At 69.4% G+C, this 25,719-nt stretch carries 30 protein-coding genes; 11 read left to right on the plus strand and 19 right to left on the minus strand.

From position 1 onward, the window contains the following. Positions 1–113: 113 nt before the first annotated feature. From ACMW4R_RS07160 to ACMW4R_RS07185, 6 genes are all read right to left on the minus strand, one after another. On the minus strand, positions 114–482 hold the full coding sequence (locus ACMW4R_RS07160) for a hypothetical protein (protein WP_418299531.1): 369 nt from the start codon (positions 480–482) through the stop codon (positions 114–116). Positions 483–537: 55 nt separating this feature from the next. Further along, positions 538–789, minus strand: a complete 252-nt coding sequence (locus ACMW4R_RS07165) for a hypothetical protein (protein WP_058596376.1) — start codon at positions 787–789, stop codon at positions 538–540. Between the two features lie 77 nt (positions 790–866). Next, complete coding sequence (locus ACMW4R_RS07170; RefSeq protein WP_418299532.1) at positions 867–1,229, minus strand: GNAT family N-acetyltransferase; 363 nt, start codon at positions 1,227–1,229, stop codon at positions 867–869. A gap of 97 nt (positions 1,230–1,326) precedes the next feature. Beyond that, entirely contained in the window at positions 1,327–1,605 is a 279-nt protein-coding gene (locus ACMW4R_RS07175) for a hypothetical protein (protein ID WP_058626158.1), read from the minus strand. 145 nt (positions 1,606–1,750) lie between these two features. Next, positions 1,751–2,179: a hypothetical protein gene (locus ACMW4R_RS07180; RefSeq protein ID WP_418299533.1), complete on the minus strand. Its 429-nt coding sequence runs from the start codon at positions 2,177–2,179 to the stop codon at positions 1,751–1,753. Between the two features lie 59 nt (positions 2,180–2,238). Further along, entirely contained in the window at positions 2,239–2,619 is a 381-nt protein-coding gene (locus ACMW4R_RS07185; protein ID WP_136587130.1) for a nuclear transport factor 2 family protein, read from the minus strand. A 305-nt stretch (positions 2,620–2,924) separates the two neighbouring features. Between ACMW4R_RS07185 and ACMW4R_RS07190 the strand changes: the two genes are divergently transcribed. The 5 genes from ACMW4R_RS07190 (at position 2,925) to ACMW4R_RS07210 (ending at position 9,387) form a co-directional block, all read left to right on the plus strand. Then, positions 2,925–4,430, plus strand: a complete 1,506-nt coding sequence (locus tag ACMW4R_RS07190) for a class I adenylate-forming enzyme family protein (protein ID WP_418299534.1) — start codon at positions 2,925–2,927, stop codon at positions 4,428–4,430. A 39-nt stretch (positions 4,431–4,469) separates the two neighbouring features. Then, positions 4,470–6,299: a DUF3556 domain-containing protein gene (locus ACMW4R_RS07195; RefSeq protein ID WP_418299535.1), complete on the plus strand. Its 1,830-nt coding sequence runs from the start codon at positions 4,470–4,472 to the stop codon at positions 6,297–6,299. Next, a complete protein-coding gene (locus tag ACMW4R_RS07200) occupies positions 6,296–7,741 on the plus strand; it encodes a phytoene desaturase family protein (protein ID WP_058626153.1) in 1,446 nt (481 codons plus the stop codon). The genes ACMW4R_RS07195 and ACMW4R_RS07200 overlap by 4 nt, the downstream gene beginning before the upstream one ends. Next, positions 7,738–9,027, plus strand: coding sequence for a PucR family transcriptional regulator (locus ACMW4R_RS07205; protein WP_418299536.1), 1,290 nt, complete (start codon positions 7,738–7,740; stop codon positions 9,025–9,027). The genes ACMW4R_RS07200 and ACMW4R_RS07205 overlap by 4 nt, the downstream gene beginning before the upstream one ends. A 102-nt stretch (positions 9,028–9,129) precedes the next feature. Further along, entirely contained in the window at positions 9,130–9,387 is a 258-nt protein-coding gene (locus tag ACMW4R_RS07210) for a nuclease (RefSeq protein WP_081322739.1), read from the plus strand. 48 nt (positions 9,388–9,435) lie between these two features. Here the strand turns inward: ACMW4R_RS07210 and ACMW4R_RS07215 are convergent, their stop codons facing one another. From ACMW4R_RS07215 to ACMW4R_RS07225, 3 genes are all read right to left on the minus strand, one after another. After that, complete coding sequence (locus ACMW4R_RS07215; protein ID WP_058596385.1) at positions 9,436–9,837, minus strand: hypothetical protein; 402 nt, start codon at positions 9,835–9,837, stop codon at positions 9,436–9,438. A gap of 115 nt (positions 9,838–9,952) precedes the next feature. Next, positions 9,953–10,381 (minus strand): carboxymuconolactone decarboxylase family protein, encoded by a 429-nt coding sequence (locus ACMW4R_RS07220; protein WP_418299537.1) that lies wholly within the window; start codon positions 10,379–10,381, stop codon positions 9,953–9,955. After that, positions 10,378–10,773: a MerR family transcriptional regulator gene (locus ACMW4R_RS07225; RefSeq protein ID WP_058628131.1), complete on the minus strand. Its 396-nt coding sequence runs from the start codon at positions 10,771–10,773 to the stop codon at positions 10,378–10,380. The genes ACMW4R_RS07220 and ACMW4R_RS07225 overlap by 4 nt, the downstream gene beginning before the upstream one ends. 118 nt (positions 10,774–10,891) lie before the next feature. Here ACMW4R_RS07225 and ACMW4R_RS07230 point away from each other — a divergent pair, with 118 nt between their 5' ends. Beyond that, positions 10,892–11,503 (plus strand): LysE family translocator, encoded by a 612-nt coding sequence (locus ACMW4R_RS07230; protein WP_058613234.1) that lies wholly within the window; start codon positions 10,892–10,894, stop codon positions 11,501–11,503. 411 nt (positions 11,504–11,914) lie between these two features. Further along, complete coding sequence (locus ACMW4R_RS07235) at positions 11,915–13,201, plus strand: sodium:proton exchanger (RefSeq protein ID WP_418299538.1); 1,287 nt, start codon at positions 11,915–11,917, stop codon at positions 13,199–13,201. A 46-nt stretch (positions 13,202–13,247) separates the two neighbouring features. On the opposite strand, the gene ACMW4R_RS07240 is transcribed toward ACMW4R_RS07235, so the two are convergent. From ACMW4R_RS07240 to ACMW4R_RS07270, 7 genes are all read right to left on the minus strand, one after another. Beyond that, a complete protein-coding gene (locus tag ACMW4R_RS07240; RefSeq protein ID WP_418299539.1) occupies positions 13,248–13,457 on the minus strand; it encodes a DUF1653 domain-containing protein in 210 nt (69 codons plus the stop codon). Next, the gene (locus tag ACMW4R_RS07245) at positions 13,458–13,778 is read right to left on the minus strand and encodes a hypothetical protein (protein WP_058596392.1); all 321 of its coding nucleotides are present in this window, start codon (positions 13,776–13,778) and stop codon (positions 13,458–13,460) included. Between the two features lie 123 nt (positions 13,779–13,901). Beyond that, positions 13,902–15,473: a carbohydrate-binding domain-containing protein gene (locus ACMW4R_RS07250; RefSeq protein WP_418299540.1), complete on the minus strand. Its 1,572-nt coding sequence runs from the start codon at positions 15,471–15,473 to the stop codon at positions 13,902–13,904. Continuing rightward, a complete protein-coding gene (locus tag ACMW4R_RS07255; protein ID WP_418299541.1) occupies positions 15,458–16,282 on the minus strand; it encodes a polyphosphate polymerase domain-containing protein in 825 nt (274 codons plus the stop codon). The genes ACMW4R_RS07250 and ACMW4R_RS07255 overlap by 16 nt, the downstream gene beginning before the upstream one ends. Then, complete coding sequence (locus ACMW4R_RS07260; RefSeq protein WP_418299542.1) at positions 16,279–16,962, minus strand: DUF4956 domain-containing protein; 684 nt, start codon at positions 16,960–16,962, stop codon at positions 16,279–16,281. The genes ACMW4R_RS07255 and ACMW4R_RS07260 overlap by 4 nt, the downstream gene beginning before the upstream one ends. Further along, positions 16,959–18,059 (minus strand): glycosyltransferase, encoded by a 1,101-nt coding sequence (locus ACMW4R_RS07265; RefSeq protein ID WP_418299543.1) that lies wholly within the window; start codon positions 18,057–18,059, stop codon positions 16,959–16,961. Before ACMW4R_RS07265 ends, ACMW4R_RS07260 begins: the two co-directional genes overlap by 4 nt. Before the next feature lie 3 nt (positions 18,060–18,062). Continuing rightward, positions 18,063–19,076, minus strand: coding sequence for a phosphodiester glycosidase family protein (locus ACMW4R_RS07270; RefSeq protein WP_418299544.1), 1,014 nt, complete (start codon positions 19,074–19,076; stop codon positions 18,063–18,065). A 107-nt stretch (positions 19,077–19,183) separates the two neighbouring features. On the opposite strand from ACMW4R_RS07270, the gene ACMW4R_RS07275 reads away from it, so the two are divergent. Next, the gene (locus ACMW4R_RS07275; protein WP_418299545.1) at positions 19,184–19,666 is read left to right on the plus strand and encodes a nucleoside deaminase; all 483 of its coding nucleotides are present in this window, start codon (positions 19,184–19,186) and stop codon (positions 19,664–19,666) included. Positions 19,667–19,689: 23 nt separating this feature from the next. On the opposite strand, the gene ACMW4R_RS07280 is transcribed toward ACMW4R_RS07275, so the two are convergent. Then, positions 19,690–21,138 carry a GH39 family glycosyl hydrolase gene (locus ACMW4R_RS07280; protein ID WP_418299546.1) on the minus strand — a complete coding sequence of 483 codons (1,449 nt, stop codon included), beginning with the start codon at positions 21,136–21,138 and terminating at the stop codon, positions 19,690–19,692. A gap of 20 nt (positions 21,139–21,158) precedes the next feature. Continuing rightward, positions 21,159–22,322 (minus strand): FAD-dependent monooxygenase, encoded by a 1,164-nt coding sequence (locus tag ACMW4R_RS07285; RefSeq protein ID WP_058628122.1) that lies wholly within the window; start codon positions 22,320–22,322, stop codon positions 21,159–21,161. A 141-nt stretch (positions 22,323–22,463) separates the two neighbouring features. Here ACMW4R_RS07285 and ACMW4R_RS07290 point away from each other — a divergent pair, with 141 nt between their 5' ends. Further along, a complete protein-coding gene (locus ACMW4R_RS07290) occupies positions 22,464–23,162 on the plus strand; it encodes a TetR/AcrR family transcriptional regulator (RefSeq protein ID WP_418299547.1) in 699 nt (232 codons plus the stop codon). A 39-nt stretch (positions 23,163–23,201) separates the two neighbouring features. Here ACMW4R_RS07290 and ACMW4R_RS07295 read toward each other — a convergent pair whose 3' ends face one another. Beyond that, positions 23,202–23,702: a hypothetical protein gene (locus tag ACMW4R_RS07295; protein WP_058596401.1), complete on the minus strand. Its 501-nt coding sequence runs from the start codon at positions 23,700–23,702 to the stop codon at positions 23,202–23,204. A gap of 152 nt (positions 23,703–23,854) precedes the next feature. On the opposite strand from ACMW4R_RS07295, the gene ACMW4R_RS07300 reads away from it, so the two are divergent. Next, positions 23,855–25,021: a sensor histidine kinase gene (locus ACMW4R_RS07300; protein ID WP_241493661.1), complete on the plus strand. Its 1,167-nt coding sequence runs from the start codon at positions 23,855–23,857 to the stop codon at positions 25,019–25,021. After that, complete coding sequence (locus ACMW4R_RS07305; protein WP_058596403.1) at positions 25,018–25,620, plus strand: response regulator transcription factor; 603 nt, start codon at positions 25,018–25,020, stop codon at positions 25,618–25,620. The genes ACMW4R_RS07300 and ACMW4R_RS07305 overlap by 4 nt, the downstream gene beginning before the upstream one ends. The last annotated feature ends 99 nt before the right edge of the window (positions 25,621–25,719 follow it).

The raw sequence follows: 25,719 nt of genomic DNA on the forward strand, positions 1-25,719 counted from the left end.
CGACTGCAGCTCTTCACCGTAGACCGGGCCGCTGCCGCCACCGGATAGTTACGCGCTCTGAGCAGACGCGGCTGTCTCAGGGCTCCGCCCACCCCTCGGCATCCGGCCGCCCGTCATCGCGCCCACCGTTCCCGCTCCGGCACCGGAGACCATGGCCACCTCTCCTCGGCTCCCGCCTCCACCGGCTTGTACGCCGGCCGGCCGCGGATGCACAGTCCGTAGAACCACGTCGTCCCGCACGCGGCGCACTTCGCGAACAGGACGATCGTGTACTTCAGGTCGGATTCGGCCAGTGGCACCATGTCGCGGAGGGGAACGTCGGCGCGGAGGACATGCATGCGTCCGTCATCCAGTCGCTCGGCGAGCCGATCCTCGGCGACGCGAATGTCCAGCTCGCGCTGGCCGTAGCTCATCCGGTACTCGGCGACCGACGTGCAGACGTCGCAGTCGGGCAAGGGAAGGTCGGGCGCGAGGGGTGGCATTCCCCGATTCTGCCTGGCGCCGTGGAAGGAGGTGCGCCTCGCGCGACCGGCCGAATCACGTCGGCGGTGTGCCCGAACGACCTCGCGGATACATCACCACTCCGACCGTGATCACTGCGCTCCCGATGACCAACAAGACGGACGTGGACAACCACAGGGGAACACCTCGGGCACTGGTGACGGTCGGGTCTCCCAGCGCCAGGAAGATCGTCAGAAAGACGAGGCCGACGAAGAGGATCATCGAGCCGACGATGATGACGAGCTGCGCCGTCGTCCGCGTCACCGGCGGTTGCTTGGGCTGGCGCATGCGCAGATCGTACCTACGGCGAGCCAAGGACGCTTCGCGGAACGCTGGCCCGGTCTGCCCGGTGGGTGCGTTCGCTGTCATCGGCAGGGAGTAGGTGTTGCCGTCGAGGCCCGCGGTGAGGTGCGCCTCGGCGTGCTGCCCCAGCCTCCCGGGTGTCGGTGGCGAGAGCTATGGCCGCGCACGGTCGGATCGACGATCAGTCGGCCGATGCGCAAAGCGTCATCGGCCGGGGTGAGCTGCACGTGGCCGACGGGCTCGCCCTCTCCGGTGTCCAGCATCCAGGCGGTCGCGCCGGGTCGTTTGTGCAGATCGTCGAGGTCGCTCGGGAGGAAGGGCCACGTCATCCACGGGCCGGCGAAGGCGTAGAGAGCCTCGGCGTCGGGAACCCAGCTCGCGACGACAGGCAGGTCTGCGTTCGTCCGAGGGCGTAACGAGTGCACGCTCTTCACCGTAGACCGGGCCGCGCAGGGAATGCTGCCGCCATCGAAGAATCACACGCTCCGAGCGGACGCGGCTGTCTCAGGTGATGAGCAGGCTTCAGTCGGCCGGCAGCTCTTCGGTGGCGGTGGGGCGCCCGCGCACCGTTGCCGCCGAGACGATCAGAGCGCCGCTGACGACAGACGCGGCAATCACCGCCGACCCGATCAAGATCGCGGCGAGGAGCGATTGCCGAAGGCGCAGACTCTCGCATGTCGCCGCGTCGTACACCACTCCTTCGCACGCCCCACCCGGAACCGTGCCCGCGAAGAGGGAGATTCCGGCGATCAGCGCGATAGCGCACGCGGCGAAGGTGACGAGGGAAAGAATCACACGCATGAGGACCCAACGTTGAGCGTGAACGACAGCGTCCTCGGGCAAGGCGCTGCATACAACGTATCGATCGTGCGCGTCTCGCCCTGAACACGTGGCGAGAGCAGAACGATTCCTCACCCGTTGCGCGAAGGCGTCGCGCTTGCTTCTCTCACGCCATTCTGAGCGAGCCCAGCACGACATCGACCTGGTCCGCGAGGTGGTCGTCGTCGATGGGAACGAAGCCGAGAACAACCACCCGATTCGCCCCCAAAGCAGCGCACATCGCGACGACCGCGAACGCGTCGGCCTCGCCCCGGACGACGGCGCAGTCGATCCCCGCCAGCGTTCCGTACTCGACATGGTCGATGTGCACGTGCGGTTCGCTCGCGTGAACGACACTCATCATGTCCACGCCATAGTCGCGCACCGTCATCACGCCGATCTCACGATGCGCGACGACGCGGACGACCGCCTCGCTCCATCGCGCCGTCAGCAGGGGATCGTCGCCGCCTGTGCCGTGCTCGATGCGTGCGCCGGACGGCACGTCGATGGTGAACGCCTCCGCCTTCGTCGTACGCAACTGGGGAGGCGTCTCCACCGAGGGAAGCTCGTCGGGAACCCGGAAGGCCACTCGTGAGTGTGTGAACAACACCCGACTCACTGCACCGGTTGGACGCTGCCGGCGACGACCTGCCACCGCCCATCGATGATCGACCAATAGCGGAGGTAGTTCATCTTTCCTTCGACGTGGTGACCGTCGTCGATCAGCCGTGCGTCGATCAATGAGTCGACCCGAGCCCTCCCCGCGTGCTCTCGTGTCGATCGATGCAGCTCGACCAACTGCTCGAAGCGAACCGCTCCGGTCGAGTGGGCGTTCAGGTCGGCTTCGCGGTCGGTCAACGAGCCATCAGGAAGCTCGAACGTCAGACCCTCGAAGAGCAAGTCCTGCAGGGCATCCGTGTCGCTGCGTCGCATAGCTTCGTGGAGGGCGTCCTGGGCCGCGTCGACGGTGCGCCCCGACGCATCGCGCGTTGTCATGCCCCGAGGCTAGCGCGGGTAGGAATGGCCCCGGACGCGCTTTGCAACAGTCCCGACGGGGTTGTGCTCGTTCCGCTCAACGACGACGACCATTCCCGACAACGGGAAGCCGATAGGCCGGGATTCCCCCGCCGGCCCACGAACCGCCCCACCCGTGCACGGTGCACACCTCGCGGTGTGAAGTTCGCCACCCGCGCCACTGTGCTGCCCGGCCGACCTTTCTAGCGTGAGGGGAGCGCGAAGACGCGCACCAGAACGCTCGAATCGCGTCCGACGCAGCCGTCGGCGCGGGGAGGTGAACGACGATGTCTCTCGACGAACTCGACACTCGCACCACGACACCGCTCTCGGTGTCCGGCCTCGCGCATCTGCCGTGGCGGAGCCCCTCAGCCGGGACCGGTCGGCCCGCTGTGCGTGACGTGACCGAAGAACTCAGCTACCGCGGCCTCGAACGGCGGGCGGCCGCGTGCGCGGAGCAGTTCGCCGCGCGCGGCATCGGACGCGGGGACGTGGTGGCGATCATGCTGCCGAACTCGGTCGCGTTCCTTGCCGCGATGCTGGGCGCCTGGCGCGTGGGCGCAGCCGTCACGCCGGTGAACCCCACGTTCACGGAACGGGAACTGCGCTACCAACTCGACGACTCGGGAGCGCGTCTGCTCGTGACGGCCGGCGCCCCCGCGGTCGAGGTCGAGACGTTGGCGCCGGCGGACCTCGCGCGCATCCCCGACCGACCCGTCGACGACCCGCCCATCACCCCCGACACACTGGCCCTGCTCGTGTACACGAGCGGCTCGACGGGCCAGCCCAAGGGCGTCATGCTCGATCACGCCAACCTCAGCGCCATGGCCGCCTCCCTCCGCCGCCACATCGAGCTCGGACCCGACGATCAGGCGCTGCTCGTCCTGCCCCTCTTCCACGTCAACTCGCTCTGCGTGAGCTTCCTCGCCCCCATCAGCGCGGGCGGCAGCGTGTCGATCCTGGAACGCTTCGCCCCCGGCACGTTCCTCGACGCGATCCAGCGTTATCGGCCCACCTACTTCTCGGCGGTGCCGGCGATCTTCGCCCGCCTGGCCGAGGTGCCGCGGGAACAGATTCCGCGCCTCCCCTCGCTGCGCGTGGCGATCTGCGGCGCCGCGCCGGCCAGCGCCGAACTCCTCGCCCTCAGCGAGGAGCGATTCGGCATCCCGATCCTCGAGGGCTACGGCCTCACCGAGGCCACGTGCGCCTCGGCGTGCAACCCGCTGTGGGGCGAACGCAAGCCGGGCACCGTCGGTCGCGCGCTCCCGGGCCAACAGATCGCCATCCTCGACGACGAGGGCCGTCTCGTGCCCCCGGGCGTGCGAGGCGAGGTCGCGATCCTCAGCCCGACCGTCATGCGCGGATACCTCGGACGACCGGATGCCACGGCCGAGGTGATGCGCGGAGGATGGCTGCGGACGGGGGACATCGGCATCCTGGACGAAGACGCCTACCTGACGCTCGTCGATCGGGCCAAGGACATGATCATCCGCGGCGGCGAGAATCTGTACCCCAAGGAGATCGAGGCCTTCCTCGCCACGCATCCCGCGGTGCTCGAGGCCGCGGTCGTGGGGCGTCCCGACCCCGTCTACGGCGAGGTTCCGCTCGCGGACGTGGTCCTCCACCCCGGCGAGGCGGTCACCGAGGACGAACTGCGCGCTCACTGCGCGCAGGGTCTCACCAAGATCAAGGTGCCCGCCGAGATCCGCATCGTCACGGATCTCGTACGCAACCCGGTCGGCAAGGTCGACAAGCCCGCAATGCGCCGCGCGCTCGCCGCGGCCGCCGCCTGACCACTTCTCTTCCCCCATCCCGTCACCGAAGGAGTTGTCATGGGATTCAAGACAGCGGATTTTCCGCCCGTGGATACGACCACGTTCCTGCACCAGCCGCTGCGCGAGCGGATCAGGGCGCTGAGCCTGCACTGGGTGGAGTACGGCTTCGGTTCACCCCGCATGATCGCCGCGACCTACGTCGTCAAGATCGTCGTGCTCTGGCTCCTCGTCGGCAGCATCATCATCACCGCCACGAGCGGCGTGGGATGGTTCTGGCAGGTCGACCAGTGGTGGAATCAGCCGATCGTCTACCAGAAGGCGATCATCTGGACGATGCTGCTCGAAGCGATCGGACTGGCCGGTTCGTGGGGGCCGACTGCGGGCAAGTTCAAGCCCATGACCGGTGGCATCCAGTTCTGGGCGCGGCCGGGCACGATCCGGCTGCGGCCGTGGGCGTGGGTGCCGGGGACGGCCGGTGACACCCGGACGGTGTTCGATGTCGTCGTCTACCTCGGATTCCTCGCGGCGCTCGCCACGGCGCTCGTGCTCCCCGGCACGGTGACCCCCGCGCTCGCCGCGGCGCTCCCCGAGAACACGAGTGGGTTGGTGCAGACCACTCCCGTGATCGTCGCGATCGCGCTCCTGGTGATCGTGGGCGTTCGCGACAAGACGATCGCGGTCGCCTCGCGCATCGAGCAGTACCTGCCGGCGCTGGTCTTCTTCGCCACGCTGTCGTTCGTCGACATGATCATCGCGCTGAAGCTGCTCATCGTGACCGTGTGGGTGTGCGCGGGCATCTCGAAGTTCGGCAAGCACTTCGTCAACGTCATCCCGCCGATGCTCAGCAACACCCCGTTCTGGCCGCCGCGGTGGCTCAAGCGCGCGCTGTACCGCGACTTCCCGCGCGACGTCCGCCCGTCGAAGCTCGCGCACTTCATGGCTCACGCCATGGGCACCACGGTCGAAATCGCCGTTCCGCTCGTGCTGCTGTTCTCACAGAACTTCTGGGTCACGCTTGCCGGGGTCGTCCTCATCGTCGGCTTCCACCTGTTCATCTTCTCGACGTTCCCGCTCGCCGTCCCGCTCGAGTGGAACACCCTGTTCTGCTACGCCGCGGTGTTCCTCTTCCTCGGATTCCCCGCGCAGTCGGGGTACGCGGTCACCGACTTCTCGAATGGGTGGCTGCTCGCCGGGATCGTCGCGGCGCTGCTCTTCTTCCCGGTGCTCGGCAACCTGCGCCCCGACAAGGTCTCGTTCCTGCCGTCGATGCGCCAGTACGCGGGTAACTGGGCGTCGGCGCTGTGGACCTTCACCCCGGGAGCGGAGAAGAAGCTGGATGCCGTCATCCGGCCGACCTCGAACCAGGTCGATCAGCTCACGCAGCTCGGCTACGCGCCCGAGATCGCCGAGATCACGATGCAGCAGACGCTGGCGTGGCGCTCGATGCACAGCCAGGGCCGCGGTCTCTTCTCGGTGCTGTACCGGGCACTGCCCGACATCGAGACGCGCACCATCCGCGAGGGCGAGTTCGCCTGCAACTCGGTCATCGGATTCAACTTCGGCGACGGACACCTCCACGACGAGTCGCTCATCCGCGCCCTGCAGAGCCGCTGCCATTTCGAGCCCGGGGAGTTCGTGGTGGTATGGGTGGAGTCCCAAGCCATCCACGCCAACTTCCAGGAGTACAAGGTGATAGATGCGGCCCGGGGTGTCATCGAGCGGGGACGGTGGCGCGTGGCGGATGCCGTGGCCGCCCAGCCGTGGCTTGCGGACGGCCCCATCCCGCTCGAGCGGTCCTGGCGTGCCGATGCGGCCGGCCGAGTGGCCGACGTGACGAACAGCGTCCGAACGGTCTCGCGGAGGCGGGGAGAGCGGGTACCGAAGTGACGAGAGCGGTGGTCGTGGGCAGCGGTCCGAACGGACTGGCCGCTGCCGCGACACTGTCTGCCGCCGGTCTCGACGTCCATGTCGTCGAGGCGGCCGAGGAACTGGGGGGAGGGGCGCGCAACAGCGAGCCCCTCCTCGCGGGTCTCATCCAGGACCACTGCGCCGCGGTCCACCCGATGGCGGCCGGCTCGCCGTACTTCGCCGACCTCGACCTGCCGGAATCGCCCTGGGTGCTCCCCGAGATCGACTGCGCCCACCCGCTCGACGACGGCGACGTGGTGCTGCTGCGCCGCTCCATCGACGACACCGCGGCCGACCTCGGGCGCGACGGGTGGCGGTGGCGAACGATGTTCGGCCCGTCGTCGCGGTCGTTCGCGGCCCTGTCGGAAGACATCCTGCGCCCGCTCGTCGGCATCCCTCGTCATCCCTTCCTCCTCGCGCGCTTCGGGGCGTCCGCGGCGCTGCCCCCGCTGTGGACCTCGCGCGCCTTCGCCGAGGAGCGGACGCGCGCGCTGTTCCTGGGCGTCGCGGCGCACGCGTTCCAGCGCCTCGACCTGCCCCTCGTCGGCGGGATCGGCGCGGGCATCATCACCGCCGGGCACGCCGTGGGGTGGCCCGTCGTCGCGGGCGGCACGGGGACGCTCACCGCGGCGGTGATCGCGCGGCTCCGCGAGCGCGGCGTGACGTTCGAGACCGGGAGGCGCATCCGGTCCCGACGAGACCTGCCCCCGCACGACGTCGCCATGCTCGACGTGCACCCGCACGCCGTCGCCGAGATCCTCGGGGGGAGCATGCCCCGTCGCACGGCCGAGGCGTTCCGGCGGTTCCGCCCGGGGCCCGCGGCCTTCAAGGTGGAGTTCGCCGTCGAAGGCGGTGTGCCGTGGCGGGCGGAAGAGACCGGCCGCGCGGGTACCGTGCACCTCGCCGGGTCGGCGCGCGAGATCGCGGCGGCCGAACGTGACGTCGCCGAGGGACGGATGCCGGACCGTCCGTTCGTCCTCGTCGGGCAGCAGCACGTCGCCGACCCGCAGCGCTCCGTCGGGGACGTGCACCCGTTGTACGCCTACGCGCACGTGCCCGCCGGATACACGGGGGATGCCACCGAAGCCGTGGTGTCGCAGATCGAGCGGTTCGCGCCCGGATTCCGGGACCGCATCCTGGCGATGCGGGTCATCACCGCGACGGAGTGGAGCCGGCGGAACCCGAACTTCGTCGGGGGCGACATCCTCACCGGCGCGAAGACGCCGCTGCAGTTCACACTCGGTCCGCGTATCACGGCGCGGCCGTACGATACGGGGGTGCCGGGCTACTACCTCTGTTCCGCTGCCACGCCCCCGGGGCCGGGGATCCACGGCCTGTGCGGGGTGAACGCCGCCCGTCGCGCGCTGCGCGGCATCGTGCCCACGCCCACGGGACGGTCGGCGGAGGTGCAGCCCGCGTGACGACGGCATCCGAGTCCGAGGCGGGGCACGCCGACGACGTGGCCGAACTGCTCGCGCTCGTCGCGCGACAGCTCGACCTGCGCATGCCCGAGATCGTCCGCGAGATGCGCGACCTCCTGGCATCCCGTATCGACGACCTCGGTGGCGATCCGCAACTGGTCGAGATGCTGCAGGCGAGCATCGAAGGCAACGTGACGACCATCTGTCACATCCTCGCCAACCACATCGACCTCGACAGCCTGCAGCCCACGACCGCTGCTGTGGAGTACGCAGCGCGCCTCGCGCAGCGCGACGTGCCGCTGTCGGCTCTGACGCGCGCCTACTACCTGGGGCAGAGCATGTTCCTGCGCCTCGGGATGGACGAAGCGGAGCGTTTGGGCGTCGCGGACCGGGTCAAGATCGACGTCGTCCGTGAGATCGCCGATGTCGTGCACCGCTACATCGACTGGATCCTGCAGCTCGTGACGGGCGTTCATGAGCAGGAGCGCCGACGCTGGTGGAGCACGCGCGCGACCCTCAACGCCAGCATCATCCTGAAGGTGCTGCGCGGAGACTCCCTGCCGATCCGCGGATTCGCGTCGGAGACCGGGTACACGCTCGCGCAGGCGCACCTCGGGGTCATGGCCTGGTCGGATGTGGATGCCGAGGAAGCGGCGCGCCAGCACGAGATCGATGTTCTGCTGCGCCGGCTGGCCACGGTGGTGCGCTCTCCCACACCGCCGCTGATCACGGCGGTGGACCGGTCGACGGCGTGGGCGTGGTTCGGGGCACCGCTCCTCGACGCGGGCGTTCTCGCGCAGGTCGAGGAGCTCGTGGCGACGGTGCCCGGCGTCCGGATCGCGCTCGGCGAGCCGGGTCACGAGGTCGAAGGCTTCCGCCGAACGCACGAGCAGGCCGCGATCGCGCGGCTCGTGGCGCTGTCGTCGCCGCGCTACCGCGATCGCGTGGTGGTGTCGTACGCCGACCCGCAGGTCGCGCTGGTCCAGCTGCTGACGAAGGATGCCACGGCGACGGCGACGTGGGTGCGCGAGGTTCTGGGCGACTACGCCGGTGCCGGCGAGCATGCCCGCTCGATGCGCGAAACCGTGGCGGCGTACTACGCCGCCGACAAGAACGCGGTGCGGGCGGCGGAGCACCTCGGCGTCCATCGCAACACCGTGCGGCAGCGCGTCGATCGGTTCGAGGGCTCGGTCGGCGCGCGCGGGGTGGATCCTCTGCAGGTGGCGCTGGCCCTGCGGATCTACGACGACCTTCTGCTCGACAGTGGTGATCCGCGGCCCTCGTGACGCTGATCGCCGAGTGTTACGGTTCGGGTCGCCTTCGATCGCTTGAGCCTGCGGCATCCCGTAGCTTCGTTTCACCAACCCCCTCCGAAGGCAGGTGAAGCCATGTCCCGCACGATCTCGTCGACAGTCCACCCGATCCAGCGCTGCATGGCAGCCTCGAACCCCTCGGCATGGTGGGACGGCCTCGTGGTCGACGCCGACGGCGCGACCGTGACCGTGGCACTGCTGAACGGCGCGACGACGGAACTGCGGGTCGTGGGACCCGCGGTCGACATCGCGGTAGGGGAGCCGGTGGCCTACCACCCGGTCGCGGAACTCCTCAGCGCCGCCGCGATCACCACGACCGCGCGCGTCGCGTAGCCGAACGGCCGCCGACGAAACGTCAGCGGCCGCGCGGGAAGAGAGCAGTCAGGCAGACATCGAGGCCATCATGGCCTCGCACTTCATAACCATGTCGTCGCAGGCCATGGCGCAGTAGCGGCACATCTCGTCCATGTCGGCGTGGGCGCGGCACTCGGCGGCGCAGGCCTTGCCCATGGTCATGCAGGCGGTCATCATGGCGCTCATCACGTCCATGTTCATCCCGGCCGGACGCATCATCATGTGCATCGTCGCCTGAGCCATCTCGACCATGTTCGAGCACATGGCGCAGCACGTGGCCATCTCGGGGCCGTGCATCATGTCGCTGCCGGCGCACATCGCCGCGGCCATCGCGCAGGCGTTCAGGGACTGCATGCATTCCTGCATGGCATCCATGTCCATGGTCATCTCGCCCATGTCCATCGACTTCATCATGGCCATCGTGTCCATTGCTTCTCCCGAGTGCTCGTTGTGACGGAGGGACCGGATGCCGCGGAGGGACTCCGGCGTACCGGCGATGCTACGCCGACGTCGTCGACGCTCGACAGGGTTCCGAGGTGGTTGATCAGAAATCAGGGGAATCGACCGAGGGCCTCGACTGTCTGACGGGCAGCAGCCCGCGCGCGGCGAACACCTTCTTCGCCGCGAACGTCGCGTTCAGCGCCCGGGGAAAGCCGCAATAGACAGCGGCGTGGAGCATCGCCTCGGTGATCTCCTCCGGTGTGAGCCCGACGTTGAGCGACGCGTTCACGTGGACGTCGAGCTGGGGCTCGCACCCGCCGAGGGCAGTCAGGATGCCGAGGGTGACGAGTTGGCGCTCCCTCGGCGCGAGGGTCGGGCGGGCGTACATCTCGCCGAAGGCCCACGCGACGACCTGGTGAGCGAGTTCCGGGGAAACATCGGCCAGTGCGTCGATGACTCTCGCGCCGGCGTCGCCGTCGATGGCATCCAGAACCTTCTTGCCGGAGGCGAACTTCTGCTGGCGATCCGTCATGGCTTCTTTCCTTCTCGGGTGGTGAGGGTACGGCGGTAGACGCGCACCTTGTCGTCGAGCGCTTTCTCGTGGGCGCGGAGGACGGCGATCTGCTCTCGCACGGCAATCTGATGGGCCTCGAGGAGGCGGAGGCGGTCGTCGATCGTCGCGTCGCCGAGCTGCCGCAGGTCGGCGTACTCGCGCATATGCGCGATCGGCATGCCGGTCTGGCGGAGTCGGAGCAGGAATGCGACCCACTCGACGTCGACCGCGCTGTATCGGCGCTGGTTGCCGGCGTTGCGGGCCACGGGGCGGATGAGGCCGGCGCGCTCGTAGTAACGCAACGTGTGCGCGGTGACCCCCGTCGCTTCCGCCATCTGCGCGACGGTCAGGAGCGTCTCGTCGTCTGCCATGCGGTCAGGCTAAGAGTTCGAGCGCGCTCGAAGTCAAGCGGGCGCGGAACGGAGCACGGCGTCAGCGGGCCGGCGAACGCGGTACTGTGCGGAAGCAACGACTCTCGGAGGAACAACGATGAGCATTGCCTTCTTGCTGACCACCCTCGTCGTGGTCGCCACCCCGGGCACGGGGGCCGTCTACTCCATCGCCGCCGGGCTTTCTCGGGGCACGAAGGCCGGCATCATCGCCGCTTTCGGTTGCACTCTCGGCGTGATCCCGCACATGATCGCCGCGATCACCGGACTCGCCGCGATCCTGAACGCGTCGGCGATTGCTTTCCAGACCATCAAGTGGCTGGGGGTCGCCTACCTGCTCTACCTCGCCTGGCAGACCTTCCGTGACAAGTCGCTGATCGACGTCGACGCGAGCGCGGAGCCCGTCTCGTTCTGGCGCGTGATCCGAACCGCCGTCTTGATCAACCTGCTCAACCCGAAGCTGACGATCTTCTTCTTCGCTTTCCTGCCGCAGTTCGTTCCCGCAGGCGAAGCCAACGGCACCTGGCACATGGTTTGGCTCAGCCTCGTGTTCATGGCGCTGACGTTCGTCGTGTTCGCGTTCTACGGCGTCTTCGCCGCGACGATGCGCACCCAGGTGATAACTCGGCCGAAAGTCATGGCGTGGCTGCGCCGCACATTCGCGGCGACCTATGTTCTGCTCGCCGGACGGCTCGCTCTCGAGTCGCGGTAGGGGCCACCGGCGATCGGTCCCAGAGGTACCGCGTGAGCGTGGCCCCGTGGCAAGAGTCCTCATGACCGGAATGTCGGGCACGTCGGCGGGACGGACAGGTCTCGTTCGGGGTCCCGAAACGCTGAGAATGCGTGACGCCGGCCGCGGAAACACGAGAGTTAGGGCACCCTAAAAACTGACAATCGCGCTCACAGCTTGCGCTCAGGAATCGCGATGTCGAAAGCTGGAATCCACGAAGGGGAGTAGCTCCGGACCGCGCGCGGTCCGCGGCGATGTCGACATACTGGCGTTCACGACGATCGCCCGGCATCCCACCTCGGCCGCACGGCGGCGAGGCGAGCGAGACCTTCGGCCCGCCCAGGCCGAAGCGTCGCTGTACCGTCTTCGGCCGCGTCCGACCGGAGATCACCCATGCCTCGCGCGCTTATCCATCGCATCGGCCTGTGCCTGCTCATCGCGGCGCCCGCCATCGTCTTCCGCCTCTTCGGGTTCCATCCGAACGCCGTGCTCGACCTCGTCGTGTTCGGAGCGGCCGTGGTGGCGGCGAGCTTCATCCTCGCCTGGGCGGCCGAGGCGGCGCAGAAAGACATCTCGGGGCCGCTCGCGATCGCGATCCTCGCGCTCATCGCCGTGCTGCCGGAGTACGCCGTCGACCTCTACTACGCCTTCCGTTCGGGATACGACCCGGCGTACGAGCAGTTCGCCGCGGCGAACATGACCGGCTCGAACCGCCTGCTGCTCGGCTTCGGCTGGCCGCTCGTCGTGATCGTGGCGCTGATGGTGGCGAATCGGGCGGCGAAGCGCACGCGGGCTGCGCGGGTGTCGTACCTGCAGTTGCCCGAAGAGTCCCGGCTCGACGTGGGCTTCCTCGCGGTGCTCGCCGTCCTCGCTTTCGCGATCCCCTTCCTCGGACACATCCCCATCTGGTTCGGCCTCGTGCTGATCGCCGCGTTCGCGTTCTACCTCTGGCGCGCCAGCCAGGCCGAGAACGACGACGAGGAGCACTTCGTGGGACCCGCGGCGCTCATCGCCGACATGCCGCAGCGTCCCCGTCGCCTGACCGTGATCGCCCTGTTCGTCGTGGCCGCGGCCATCATCCTCGCCTGCGCCGAGCCCTTCGCCGAGGCGCTCGTCGACTCCGGGTCGGCGCTGGGGATCGACAGCTACTTCCTCGTGCAGTGGCTGGCGCCCCTGGCATCCGAAGCTCCCGAGTTCATCATCGCCGTGATGTTCGCACTGCGCGGCATGGGAGCGGCCGCGATCGGCACGCTCATCGCGTCGAAGATCAACCAGTGGAGCCTGCTCGTCGGGTCGCTCCCGCTCGCGCACTTCTTCGGCGGCGGCGGGGGAGACCTTCCCCTCGACGCGCGTCAGATCGAGGAGTTCGTGCTCACCGGCTCGCAGACGGTCATGGGCGTGGCGATCATCATGGCGCTGCGTTTCCACTGGTGGTCGGCGGCGTCGCTCGCGGCGATCTTCGCGGTGCAGTTCTTCGTCACCGACACCGGGGGACGCTACGTCCTCTCGGGAGTGCAGATCGCGATCGCCGTCGTCGCCCTCATCGTGCACCGACGCAGCGTGCTGCCAACCCTGGCGGCGCCGTTCCGGCGGCGGTTCGTGCCCGAGGCGCTTCCGAGCACGGCGCAGGGCTCGTCGGGGGAGTCGACGATGACCGGCCCGCAGCGGACGAGCGTGTGACGGCGCGCGGCTGCCACGGCTCTCGGTCGCGAGGCCGGGGCAGCCGCTAGGCGATCCGCCGGAAACGGGGGCCGGAGTACCCGTCGCGCTCGACGTCACCGGTGAACATGTCGACGGGACGCACCCAGTACGAGTAGTCGTCGTACAGCTTGCGGTACGAGACGAAGACCTCTTCGGTCTCGGAGTGTCTCGCCACCCCGAACACTTCGTAGCGTTGGCCCTTGAAGTGCTCGTAGATCCCGGGTTCGATCTCCACTCAGGCCGTCCGCGACTGCAGGTACTCGCAGAGACGACCGGTCGTCAACAGCTCCTCGCCGAGAGCGATGAGGTGCCCGCCGGAGAGCGGGAACTCGCCGGATCGCTCCGTGAGGGCGGCCGTCCACTTCCGGTCGCAGTCGACGTTGAGATAGATCGAGGCGGGACCGTGGTTCAGGTGGACCGCGACGATCCCGGACTCGAGGTGCTCGGGGTCTTCCTGGGGGAGGACGTGCACGGTCGCGTGGGCGACGTGGTCGTGCTTCTCGTAGTCGGCGACCCACTCGGAGATCTCGGCGAACGTCGGGCGGGAGCAGGTCATGCGTCGAGACTAGTCGGCCGGGGGCTGAGCGACCCCTCGGAGAGCCGCCGATCTCCGCTCACGACGCATGGATGCCGCGAGCCCGAGGAGAAGCCCGGGCTCGCGGCATCCTGCTCGTGACGGTCAGGGTCGACCGCCGCCCATGCCTCCTCCTCCCGTGCCCATTCCGCCGGACGCGGCGACGCCCGCGGTGACCGAGGTCGCGCTGCCGTCGACGGTCACGGTGTACGACTGCCCATCGGTGATCGCCGCCGACGTGAAGACCACCGAGCCGAAGGTCTTCGTGGCGGTGTAGGTGGCGATGACGGTGCCGGTGGCATCCTGGATCTCCACCGTCGAGCCCGCGGAGCCCGACGCCGTCGCGGCGAGCCAGCCCTGAGCCGACGACTCGTCTGGCGACTCGGCCATGCCGGTGCTGCCGATCGCGACGAGCGTGCCGCCCGAGACGTCGATGCCGCCGTTCGAGTCCAGCGCGCCGTTGTTCTGCGCGGTCGGACCGAGGACCGTCACGTCGCCGCCGGTCATGGTGATGGTCCCGTTCGAATCGAGCCCGTCACCGTTGGCATCGATCATGAGCGTGCCGCCGGAGATGGTGATCGTCTCACCGGTGTCCTGCATACCCCCGCCGCCCATGCCGCCGCTCGAGCTCGTGCTGCCCGAGGCGTTCACGCCGTCGTCCGACGAGGTGACGCGGGTGGTGCCGCCGGCGATGCGGATGTCGGCCGATTCGAGGCCCTCGTACGATCGGCTGATCGTCACGTCGCCGCCCGTGATCGCCAGTGCGGTCTCGGAATGGATGCCGTCATCCTCGGTCGCGAGAGAAACCGAGCCGCCGGTGATCACGGCGTCGGTCTGCGCGTCGATGCCGTCGTCGGTGGCGGTCGCTTCGACGGTTCCGCCGGCGATCCACACGTATCCCTTCGTGGCGTCGTCGGTCTGATCGCTCTTGAGGGCGTCGCCGCCGGCCGTGAGCGTCAGCGTTCCGTCCTTCACCACGAGCGAGTCCTTGCCGCGCAGGGCGTCGTCGGCGGCATCCACCGTGATGGTCCCGCCGATGATCGCGAGGTCGTCGGTGGCCGAGATCCCGTCGTTGCCGGTGTCGGTGACGCTCAGCGCGCCGGAACCCGAGACCGTGAGGTCGCTGTCGGCGTAGATGGCCGCGCTCGCCTCGGCGGCGGCCGAACTCGCCGCGGTGACCGTGTTGGTGGAGCCAGCGGCGAGGTTGATGGCGACGTCGTCGGCGGTCACGACCTGGATCGCTGCGCCCGAGCTGCTCGCGATGGTCGCGTCGTCGAGGACGAGGATTACCTGTGCGTCGTCGGGGGCGGCGACGACCACCTGCCCGTCGAGCGTGCCGCTCAGCTGGTAGACGCCGGCGGCGGTGATCGTGACGGTCGCGCCGTCGACGGTCACTCCCGCTGAGTCGCTGGAGGCGGTGGATCCGGCGAGCGTGATGGTCTCGGCATCCGAGAGGCTCCACTCGTCGTCGTTCACGACCGTGCCGTCGGCGTTCGCGGCGAGCAGCTCGGCGGCGGCCGCGGGGATGGTCTCGTCGACATCGGAGACGGTCTCGACGACGGAGGTCTCGGCCGCCTGCGTCGAGCTGCCGGTGGGCTGCGCGGTGACCGCGCATCCCGCGAGCACGAGGCCGGCGAGGGCCAGAGGGAGAGCGAGGGGGATCAGGCGGCGGCGCATGGCGTGTCCTTTCGGGTGGGGTGGCTGGAGGCGAAGGGGCCCGTGAGAACGCGGGTCCATCGGTTGCGGGGCAGGTCGGCGCGCAGGGCCGCCATGCCGGTGGCGTACTTGCTGATCCGCTGCGGGCGATGACCCGCGCGCCAGAGCGCCCGGTCGAGGGCGCCCGCCTGCCCCGGCGATTTGGTCTCGACGATCGCGAAGCGCGGGAGGGTGAAGCCTCCGCCGTCGGCGTCGATCCACCGCAGGTCGAGGTCGATCGTCGCCCGCGAGGGGATCTCGCCCGGCAGGAGCAGCGTCGTGCGCCTATAGAGGGTCTGCAGTCGTGCGTCGAGGTCGTCGGCGCGCTCCGGCTGCACCCCGATCGCTGCGAGGGCGGTCGCCACCTCGTCGCGGGCTTCGGCGGTGAGTCGGTCGACCGCGTCGAGGTCGTAGGCGTCGCGCTCCTTGCGCGTGAGGCCGCGCGCCCCGCGCGTCTTCATCTCGAGGAACGCCGCTCCCGTGTCGAGGTAGGTGCGGGTGCGGAGCTTGAAACGGCGTCGACGCCCGTGGGCGGCGAGGCGGAAGCTCAGTAGGTCGGGGGTGTCGAAGTACACCGAGCGGTAGGCGAGCTCGCGCTCGCCCGCGATCTCGAGAGCGGCGGGAGCATCGGCCGAGCGCTGGAGGGCGTGGAGAAGGGATGCCGTGGCCTCGATCGGCACGACGTACTTGCGGTCGATGCGGGTCAGGAGGGCGGCGTCGGTCGTCAGCGCGTCGAGACCCACCGAGGGCAGGGCCGCGATCGCGGAGGCCGCGCCGTCGCGAGCGTTCATCGGGTGCCGCCGATCAGGTCGGCGAAGCTCTGCTCGGTGTCGGTCGAGGGGGTGCGACCCGGGCCGGTCGTGGGGCCGGTGCCCGTGCTCGTGGTCGTTCCGAGGCGCGGGTCGAGGGATGCCGTCGGCGCGGGCGTCCCCACCCGGTACCGCACGTCCACCAGCGTGGTGTCGTCGACCAGGTCGAGCTGCTGCACCGTGAGGCCGGTCACCTCGCCGCCGAGCAGACGTTCGAGTTCGGCGCGCAGCTCGCCCTCGTCGGCGATCGCGCGGTCGAGGTGCACGGTCTGATGACGCGAGCGCGACAGCACCCGCGGGTGGTCGGCGACGGCGAGGACGGCCACGATGAGGCCGACGAGCACGAGCGGGGTGGCGAGCTCGGCGTGCGGGAGTCCGCAGATCAGGCCGATCGCGAGGGCGGCGAAGTAGTACGCGACCTCTCGCTGCGTGATCTCGCTCGAGCGCAGGCGGATGATCGACAGCACGCCGAAGAGGCCGAGTCCGAGACCGAGGGCGACCTCGGCGGTCCCGAGGACGGTCGCCACAGCGAGCACACCGACGTTGACGCCGAGGAAGGCGACCACGAGGTCGCGGCGCCTGTGGCGCTGGAAGTACACCGCACTGAGGAGGACGGCGGCGACGAGGTCGGTGGCGGCGATGATCAGGGCGGTGGTGGTCATGGGGTGCTCCTTGTGGGGGTGAGGGATGAGGGGCGGGGGGACGGGGTGCGGACCTCGGGTGCGGGGTCACGGGTCTCGGGGAAGACGAGCGAGCGCTGCACGCCGTAGCTCAAGACGAAGAGGACGCCCTCGGTCACGACCTTCGCGGGAAGGAGTGCGAGTCCGTTGTCGGTGAGGAAGGACATCCACGCGATGTTCGAGGCGAGCAACGCGAGCGCGAGCACGCCGTACCGCACGGCCTGCGCGAGCATCGGTCCGCCGCGTGCGCGGAAGACGACACGACGGTTGACGGCGAAGTTCGCTGTCGCCGACAGCACCCGCGCGGCGACGATCGAGGGCACGAGCCAGCCGGTCAGCGCCTGCAGCACGAGAAGAGCGACCGTGTCGACGACGAAAGCGGCCAGCGACGACGACGCGAACAGCAGCACCGGGAGCAGGACGCGCAGGGAGTCGCGTACCGGGCGGAAGTGGCTCGACGCGTTGTGATCGAGATACACCGTCTCGATCGGCACTTCGTGCGCGGCCAGCCGGTCGGGCCCGAGGCGCAGCAGCATGCGCTGCTCGTACTCGAAGCCGTCGCCCGGGATGCCGAGTGCCCAGCCGAGACGGTCGGAGGGGATGCCGCGCAGTCCTGTCTGCGTGTCGCTTACGCGCCGCCCCGTCGCGAGGTGGAACAGTCCGCGCGCGATCGTGTTGCCGAGGCGGCTGCGCAGAGGGACGTCGCCGCGAAACCCGCGCACTCCCAGGACGAGAGCGCTGCGTGCCTGCGCCGCGTCTTCGCGGAGAGCGTCGGCGATGCGGCAGACGTCGGCCGGCGTGTGCTGGCCGTCGGCGTCGGCGGTGACCACGTCGGCATCCGGATCCTGAGTCGCGATATGGGCGAAACCGGTCTTGAGGGCCGCACCCTTGCCACGGTTGCTCTCGTGCGCGATCACCCGCGCGCCCGCGGCGCGGGCAGCCGCGAACACGCTCGCGAAGGCCGGCCCGCTGCCGTCGTCGACGATGAGGACGTCGAGGTCGGGATCGGCGCGGAGCAGATCGGCGACGAGGTCGGGCAGGCGCGGGCCGGGCTCGAAGGCCGGGATGAGCACGAACATCGCTCAGCCCGCCACGTAGAGGATGTCGCTCGTGCCGCGCTCGCCGCCGTTCGAGGGCGAGTTCACCACCTGGCCGTTGAAGTACATGGTCGACGAGCCGCCACCGTCGAGGTTGTAGGCCGTCGTGGCACCGAGCGACAGCATGATGTCGGCGAGCCCGGGCAGCGTGACGCCCTCGCTGTATCCCTCTTGGCGACCGTCGACGACCACGAAGACGAGGTGGTTGTCGTCGATCACGCCGACGGCGGTGCGAGGCTGGTCGCCCTGGATCGAGTGATTGCCGACGTTCGTGTCGATCTCGACGTCGTCGATGCCGTCGACCGTCTCGCCGTTCTCGACGATCGCGGGGCCGAAGCTGAGGGTGTTCCAGACTCCGGATGCCAGCAGCTCGTCGGCAGTGGTCTGCGTCTCGTCGTAGACCTCGACATGCCCGTCGGTGTAGAACGCCAGTCCCTGGCGCGCGCCCTCGTCGCGGTACACGACGCCGTTGCGGATCTCGATCCCCGTGGAGCGGAAGCCGTAGTAGTCGCCGTTGATCGCGAACACCGCTCCGTTGGCGGCCGCGATCTCGCTCGTCGTCTGCGTGATGTTCTCGCCGAACTGATTGTTCGCGAAGGCGGAGCGCAGATCGGTGGCGTCACTGAGCACGACGTCGGCCACGTAATACGTGAGCGTGTCGGTCGTGACCGTCGAGAGGGTCACCGAGGTGGAGCCGTTGCTGTAGCTCGTGTCGGTGAGGGTGGTCGCCTCCGGTTCGGGTGTGGTGGTGGTGACCACGGCGGCGTGCTCGGCTTCGTACGCCGCGACATCGGTCACCTCGACGTGCGGGATGAGGAACCGATCGGCCGCCCACCACGTGACCCCGCCCGCCACGAGCACGAGACTCAGGCCGCCGGCGAGGAAGGCCCGCCGAGCGACACGGCGGCGCGGGGCGCGGGCGCGGGTGGCCGGGGGGCGCGGGGCCGGGGCGATCGATCCGCCCGGGAGGGTGTCGGGGGTGGTCTGCTCGGGGTCCATGGCATCAGAGAAGACGCCGCGCCCTACCCGTGACCAAAAGGCGCCCTACCCGCGGCCAAGAGAACCTATGGGTGTGCCATGAGCGCTGGGCGCGCCATCATCGACTCATGGCCGACACCCTCGACGCGACCGACCTCGCCCATCTCCGCCGAGCGATCGAGCTCGCCCAGCTCGCCCGCGATCACGGCAACCACCCGTTCGGTGCGCTCCTCGTGACCGCTGACGGCCGTGTCATCGAAGCCGAGAACACCGTCCTCACCGACCGTGATGTCACCGGTCACGCCGAGACGAACCTCGTGCGCCGCGCGTGGACCGAGGTGGATGCCGCCGAGTTGCCGGCATCCACTCTCTTCACCTCGTGCGAACCCTGCGCGATGTGCTGCGGCGCGGTCTTCTGGGCGGGGATCGGCCGCGTGGTCTACGCGCTGTCGGGGACGGGGCTCATCGCCCTGGCCGGACCCGAGGACGACGGCGCCTCGCTCGACCTCCCGTCGCGCACCGTCTTCGCGCACGGGACCCGCCCCGTCGAGGTGTCGGGCCCGCACCTGGAGGACGAGGCGGCTCAGCCGCACGTGGGATTCTGGCGCTGAGATCGCTCGCGGACGTGGTGGCCTTACGCCGTGACCTCGAGGAGGACCGCGGACTGCGGAGTGATCGCGAGATCGAGCTCGAGGTCACCCGTGTCGGATACCCGCACCTCGCGGGGCTCGGACGTCTCGCCGCTCAGCGCGGTCTGCGTGAGCGAGACGGTCCGGCCGGCCCACGGCAGGTTGGCGATCGAGACGTGCGCCGAGGTGACACCGGCGGATGCCAGCTCCGCCCGCTGCGGGGGCAGGTCGAGGCTCAACTCGATGCGCTGCTCTCCGATCGGGATGCGGAACGTGAACGTGTCGCTCTCCCTCTTCTCCAGCGCTGAGGCGGGGGCGACGAAGTTCGCGACCAGCACGCGGACGGTGTCGCCGTCGCGGCCCGCCGCGCAGGCGAAGCCGGAGGTGTCGCCGCCGGTCACCGCGAGCCGCTGACCCGTCATCGTTCTACCGGCGAGGATCAGCGCGCGGGCGCGCTCATCGGGTCCGTCGGCGCCGTAGACGCCGGCGGGATCGACCATGCCGTAGTGCGGATCCCGTCCGCTGTCGGCGCGGAAGAAGAAGGCGCTGTCGATCGCCGTGTCCTGCAGGGCGATCGCCGTCGCCACCTGGAACGCACCCTTCTCATCGGAGGGGGCCGAACTCGTCGGGATCGAGAGGTAGTTCCAGTAGCAGAGCATCAGCTCGGTCTTCGTGAATCCGTACTCGTCCAGCAGGCGACGAAGCTCGTCGGCGACGTAGCCGAAGTTCAGCGGGTCGCGGCTGGAATCGGTGAACCACAGGAACGAGAAGAAGTCGAGCGGCAGACCATGCTCGCGGACGTAGGCGAGGAAGCCCTCCCGGTAGGCGGCATCCGCGTTCAGGGGGAAGGCGACGGCCGGGCCCCCGATGATCAGCGCGTCGTCGACGCGCTGGACCGCGGCGCAGAACGCCGCGTACATGTCGTAGAACTCCTCGGGGCGACCCGCGAAGTGCAGCGGGCCGAGGTCGGGCTGATCGCCGAACTCGAACATCCGGATCGGCTTGGCGGGGCCGCCCGCCCACCCCTGCGCGTAGTGGCGGACCACGTGCTCGACGACTCTGCCGTAGACCTCGATGTCTTCGGCGGGCAGCTTGTTCTTCGGGATCGAGCTGGCCACCGTGAAGAGCACCTCGGCGCCGATCGCGTGCACGGCCTCGACCCACTCGTCGGTCGCGGTGAAGTTGTAGCTCGCCGGATCGTCGGGGTCGGCGGCCCAGTCGGGGAAGAGGCTCGTCGGATTGTCGCGGGTGTCGAGCCGCGACATCCAGTCGAACGAACGGATGACGCTCACTCCCGCCTCGCGCCAGATCGGCGTCAGATCCGGGAACTGTTCGAATCCGGTGGCGGGGCCCGGGATGCCGCCGACCCCATTGAGGGGCTTCCACGCGCTGACGGCGCTCGCGTCGACGTGCACGGAGCGGACGGTCTGGGAGGTTTCGTGGGTAAGGGACATGGGATTCTCTCCTCGACCGATCAGATGGGCATTCTCAGGAGCCGGTTCGCGTACTCGTTCGCGATGGGCTCGTCGTGGGCGAGGAACTCGATGCGGCGCCGGAACGTCTCCGGCGTCACCGAATCGAACTCCTCGTTCATGGACTCGATCGAGCGATCGTGCACTGCCCGCACCCGCGGGAGTCGCCGTCGCATCACGGCGAGCTGCGCATCGAGGAGGGACTGGTCCTTCGCGAGCTCCTGGGCGAGCACGACCCCGTCCTCGATGCTCATGGCCGCTCCCGAACCGAGGTACGGCGTCATCGCGTGTGCCGCGTCGCCCAGGATCATCACGCGCCCGCGGAACCACGGGTAGGGCACCCAGACCGTGGAGTACGGCGTGTACGCCACGCTCTCGGAGTGCAGCACGTCGTCGAGCGCGTCGCTGAGCCACTCCGCCCCGCCCATGAGTGCGAGAGCGCGGTCGTGCATGATCCTCGGCATCTCGGCCGGGTCGTAGCGCGGACGCCCCTGCTCCGCGACCGTCAGGACCATGTACATCGTCTCGGCCGACAGCGGGGTCAGCATGATCTTGCCGCCGTAGCCCTGGCAGATGATGGGCTGGGTCAGGCGACGACGATTGGGCAGGGCGCATCGCCAGGCGACACCGCCGACGGGCTTCGGGTCGTACTGCGCGCCGAAGTACTCGTGGCGGATCTGCGAGTTGATGCCGTCGTAGCCGACGACGAGGTCGTACTCGGCGCTGTCGCCGGTGTTGAAGGTGACAGTCACCCCGTCGTCGTGCTGCTGCAGGTCGGCGACGGTCGTCGCGAGACGGATGGTGCAGCCCACTTGGAGCGCGCGATCGGTGGCGATCTCGAGGAAGCCGATCCGCGACATGGTGACGCACCCGGGCAGACCCTCGTCTTCGGTGCCGTAACTCATGGTGCTGAGCAGGCGTCCGTCGGGGTCGTAGAGGTCGATCGCGGGGGACTGCTGGCCCATCTCGAGGCAGCGCTCGAGGAGGCCGATCTCACGTATGGCACGGAGGCCGTTCAGGCGGAGTCCGAAGCCGACGCCGGGAACGCTGTTGTCGGGCTTGATGTCGATGATGTCGACTTCTGCGCCGATCTGGGCCAGGGCGGTGGCAGCGCAGAGCCCGCCGAGGCCGGCTCCGACGATCAGGACTTTCTTCGCGGCGGGCATGCCGTGCTCCTCTCTGAGCGGATGGCTTCCGAGCGGCCGCTGGCGAGCGAAGCCATCTCTGGAATCCGAAGCTGAATACGTATTCGGATTTCTCACGGTAGCCTCGACCTGACGAAAGGGCAAGCCGACATGGAGTCTCGCGTGAGAGCGCAGTCAGCGGAGGCGACGCTGCCTCCCGCGACGCAGGAGCGCAGTCGCGCCTCGCTCGAGCGAGTGCTGGATGCCACGGTCGCTCTGCTCGTGCAGCGCGGGGCGACGGGGTTCACGGTTGCGGAGGTGAGCACGCTCGCGGGTGTCGCGGTAGGCACGATCTACGGCCGCGTCGGGAGTAAAGAGGCGCTGTTGCTGGCCGTCTCGGCACGCGAACTCGATCGCATCGACGCCGACATGGCGGAGTCGCTCGCGGATGCCGCGGAGCAGGGCGGCGATCTGGTCGACGCCATCGCGCATCTGATCGATGCCCGCCTGACGATCCTCACCAGAGAGGCGACGCTGCTGCGCGCCATCATCCGCGCCGCCGACGACTATCCGGCCGCAGCCGGACGCGGTCACACCTCGGGCTCGGTCGTGCAGCGAACCGTCACCGACGCTCTCGCGCGCGTCTGCGATCGCTTCGGGATCACGGTGACCACGGACGACCTGTACTGGGCCGGCGACGTCGTCGAGGCCGTCGCGACCCATCACCTCAGCATCGGCCTCCCCGACCACGCCGCCCCGGCCCGCCGCGTCGACTCGGATGAGTTCGCGCAGCGGTTGACCGAGACCGTGGCATCCTTCCTGCTCGCGAGAGCCGGGATGAGCGACCCCGCCCCGCCCGCGGCGTCGCGTTCGCGACGCTGATCCGGGGTCGGATGCCGCGTGCGCGACGCCGCACCCGACTCACGCGACTGCGCGGATGACTCCCGTGATGATCAGCGTGATCACCGTCGTCCACAGGGCGATCGCCGCGGCCTGCCACGCGAGCACGCGCATCGGCGGGACCCCGGTCGAGGTGAGGGCCGCGGCCGTGAACTGCGTGGGCAGCAGGAGGGGGCCGAGCAGGCTCACGCCCGGCGTTCCGTAGCGGTGGTAGGCACGCTCGAACTTCTCGCGGCGAGCGGTGGCGGGCTTCGCCGAACCTCCTCGGCGAGTGGTCACGGCCGTGCGCACGCGCGAGGTCGCCAGGACGACGACCGCGACGCAGATCAGGTTGCCGACGGCTCCGGCGAGAGCCGCGACGATCGGGTGGATGCCGCCGATGATGCCGATCGCGGCGGCCCCCTCACCCTCGATGAAGGGCACGGCGCCGGCCAGGGCCACGACGAGCGGCTGGACGAGGTCGGGAACCTCGGCGACGAGGTTCTGGAAACCGAGGACGAGATCGGAGACGGGGTTCGACATGGATGCTCCCGGGGGATGAGCCCGCGGCGTGTTCCGCGGTGATTCCATCCCAGCGAGAGCGGCCCTCCGACGGCAGTGTCACGGTGTCACGGTGAATCCGGAGGATGTTCCGCCCCACCCATGACGAATGTCACGGCCGTACAGTGGCCGGGGTGAGCACTTCCCCCGCTGCCGCGTACGCCCGTGACGTCCGCGTGACGTGGTGGTACACGGTCGTCTCGATCATGATGCTGCACGTCTTCGGCCTGGTCGTCTGGGCCCTCGTGCTGATCCTGAACGAGCCCGCGTGGATCACGGCGCTCTACGTCGTCGGGGCGGCCGGGTCGGTGGCATCCGCGATCCTGCTGCTCGTGCACTACCGGCGCGAGCCGCTAGACGACGGCGATGTCAGCGCGCGGCGTCCGGTCTGGCCGTGGGTGCTCGCCGGGTCGGCGTCGGCCGTGCTCGCCGGAGCGGCCGCGGGCTCCCTGCTGCTCGGCACCGTGCTCGTCGCCCAGACCCTGTGTCTCGTGCGGTGGCGAGCGGGTATCCGGCTCCGTCTCGTCGTGCTGCTGACCGTCGTGATCATCGCCGCGTGGATCATCGAGGTCACACGCCTCAACCCGGACGGATACGTCGCGCAGATCGTCGGGATGGGCATCTTCATCGCGATGCTGCCGCCCCTGACCGCGACGTCGCTGTGGTGGTGGGACATCGTGCGCGAGCTCGATCGCGCCCGTCGCGCTGAGGGTCGTCTCGCCGCCGCTCAGGAACGCCTGCGCCTGGCAAGCGACCTGCACGACCTGCAGGGGCACCACCTCCAGGTGATCGCGCTCCAGCTCGAGCTCGCCGAGAAGATGATGGGGCGCGATCCGGAGGCGGCCGTCGAGCAGGTGCGCGCCGCTCGGGCCAGCGTCGACGATGCGCGGCGCGGCACCCGCGACCTCGCCGCGCGGTTCCGCGGGGTTCCCCTTCCCGATGAGCTCGCCAATGCCGCCGACCTGCTCCGCGCGGCGGGTCTCACCGTCGAGCTACTCGTCGACACCGAGGCCGGTCGAGCCCCGGCCGACGTGCTGGGTCCGGTGATCCGCGAGTCGACGACGAATGTGCTCAAACACGGCGGTGGGGTGTCGGCATCCCTCTCCCTCGCTCGACACAAGGGCGCGTGGGTGCTGACCGTCGAGAACGATGCGCGCGCCGCCGCGTCTCCGGTCGGAGACGGCGCCGGGCTCTCGGGAATCGCCGAGCGCGTCCGCCGCGTCGGCGGAACAGTGGATGCCGCCCACGCGGGCGATCTCTTCCGCATCACCGTTCGCGTGCCCGAGGAGGTGCCGGCATGATCCGCGTGCTCATCGCCGATGACGAAGACATGATCCGCACGGCACTCGCCGCGCTCCTGCGCCTCGAACCCGATCTCGAGGTCGTGGGGGAGTGCCGCGACGGCGAGAGCGCGATCGTCGAGGCCGAGCGGTTGCGTCCCGACGTGTGCCTGCTCGACCTCGAGATGCCCGGGCTCGACGGTGTCGACACGGCCGCGCGGATCCTGCGGCGTGTGCCGTCGCGGTGCGTGATCGTCACGCGTCACGCGCGGCCCGGTGTGCTGCGGCGCGCGCTCGGTGCGGGGGTCGACGGCTTCCTGCCGAAATCACGGCCGGCGGATGACGTTGCCGCGGTCATCCGCGAGGTCGCCGCCGGGCGACGCTATGTCGACCCCGAGATCGCCGCCGACGCCCTGAGCGACGAGCGCAGCCCGCTGACCGACCGCGAGCTGGACGTGCTGCGCGCGGGGGCGCGAGGAGAAACGGTGGCCGAGATCGCGTCGGCGCTGCACCTGTCGGCCGGCACCGTGCGCAACCACGTCTCGTCGGTGCTCGGGAAGCTCGGTCTGGCGAGCCGCCAGCAGGCGACGATCCACGCGCGGGAGCGGGGCTGGATCTAGTCGACCCGTGCGTTTTCGATCGCAGGTCGCGCGCATCGAACAAAGACGAAACTGATTTAGCAGCTCGTCACAATCGCAACCTTTTCTTCCCCTATTCTC

This window comes from Microbacterium sp. S1037 (assembly GCF_048381605.1).
Classification (GTDB): Bacteria; Actinomycetota; Actinomycetes; order Actinomycetales; family Microbacteriaceae; genus Microbacterium; species Microbacterium testaceum_B.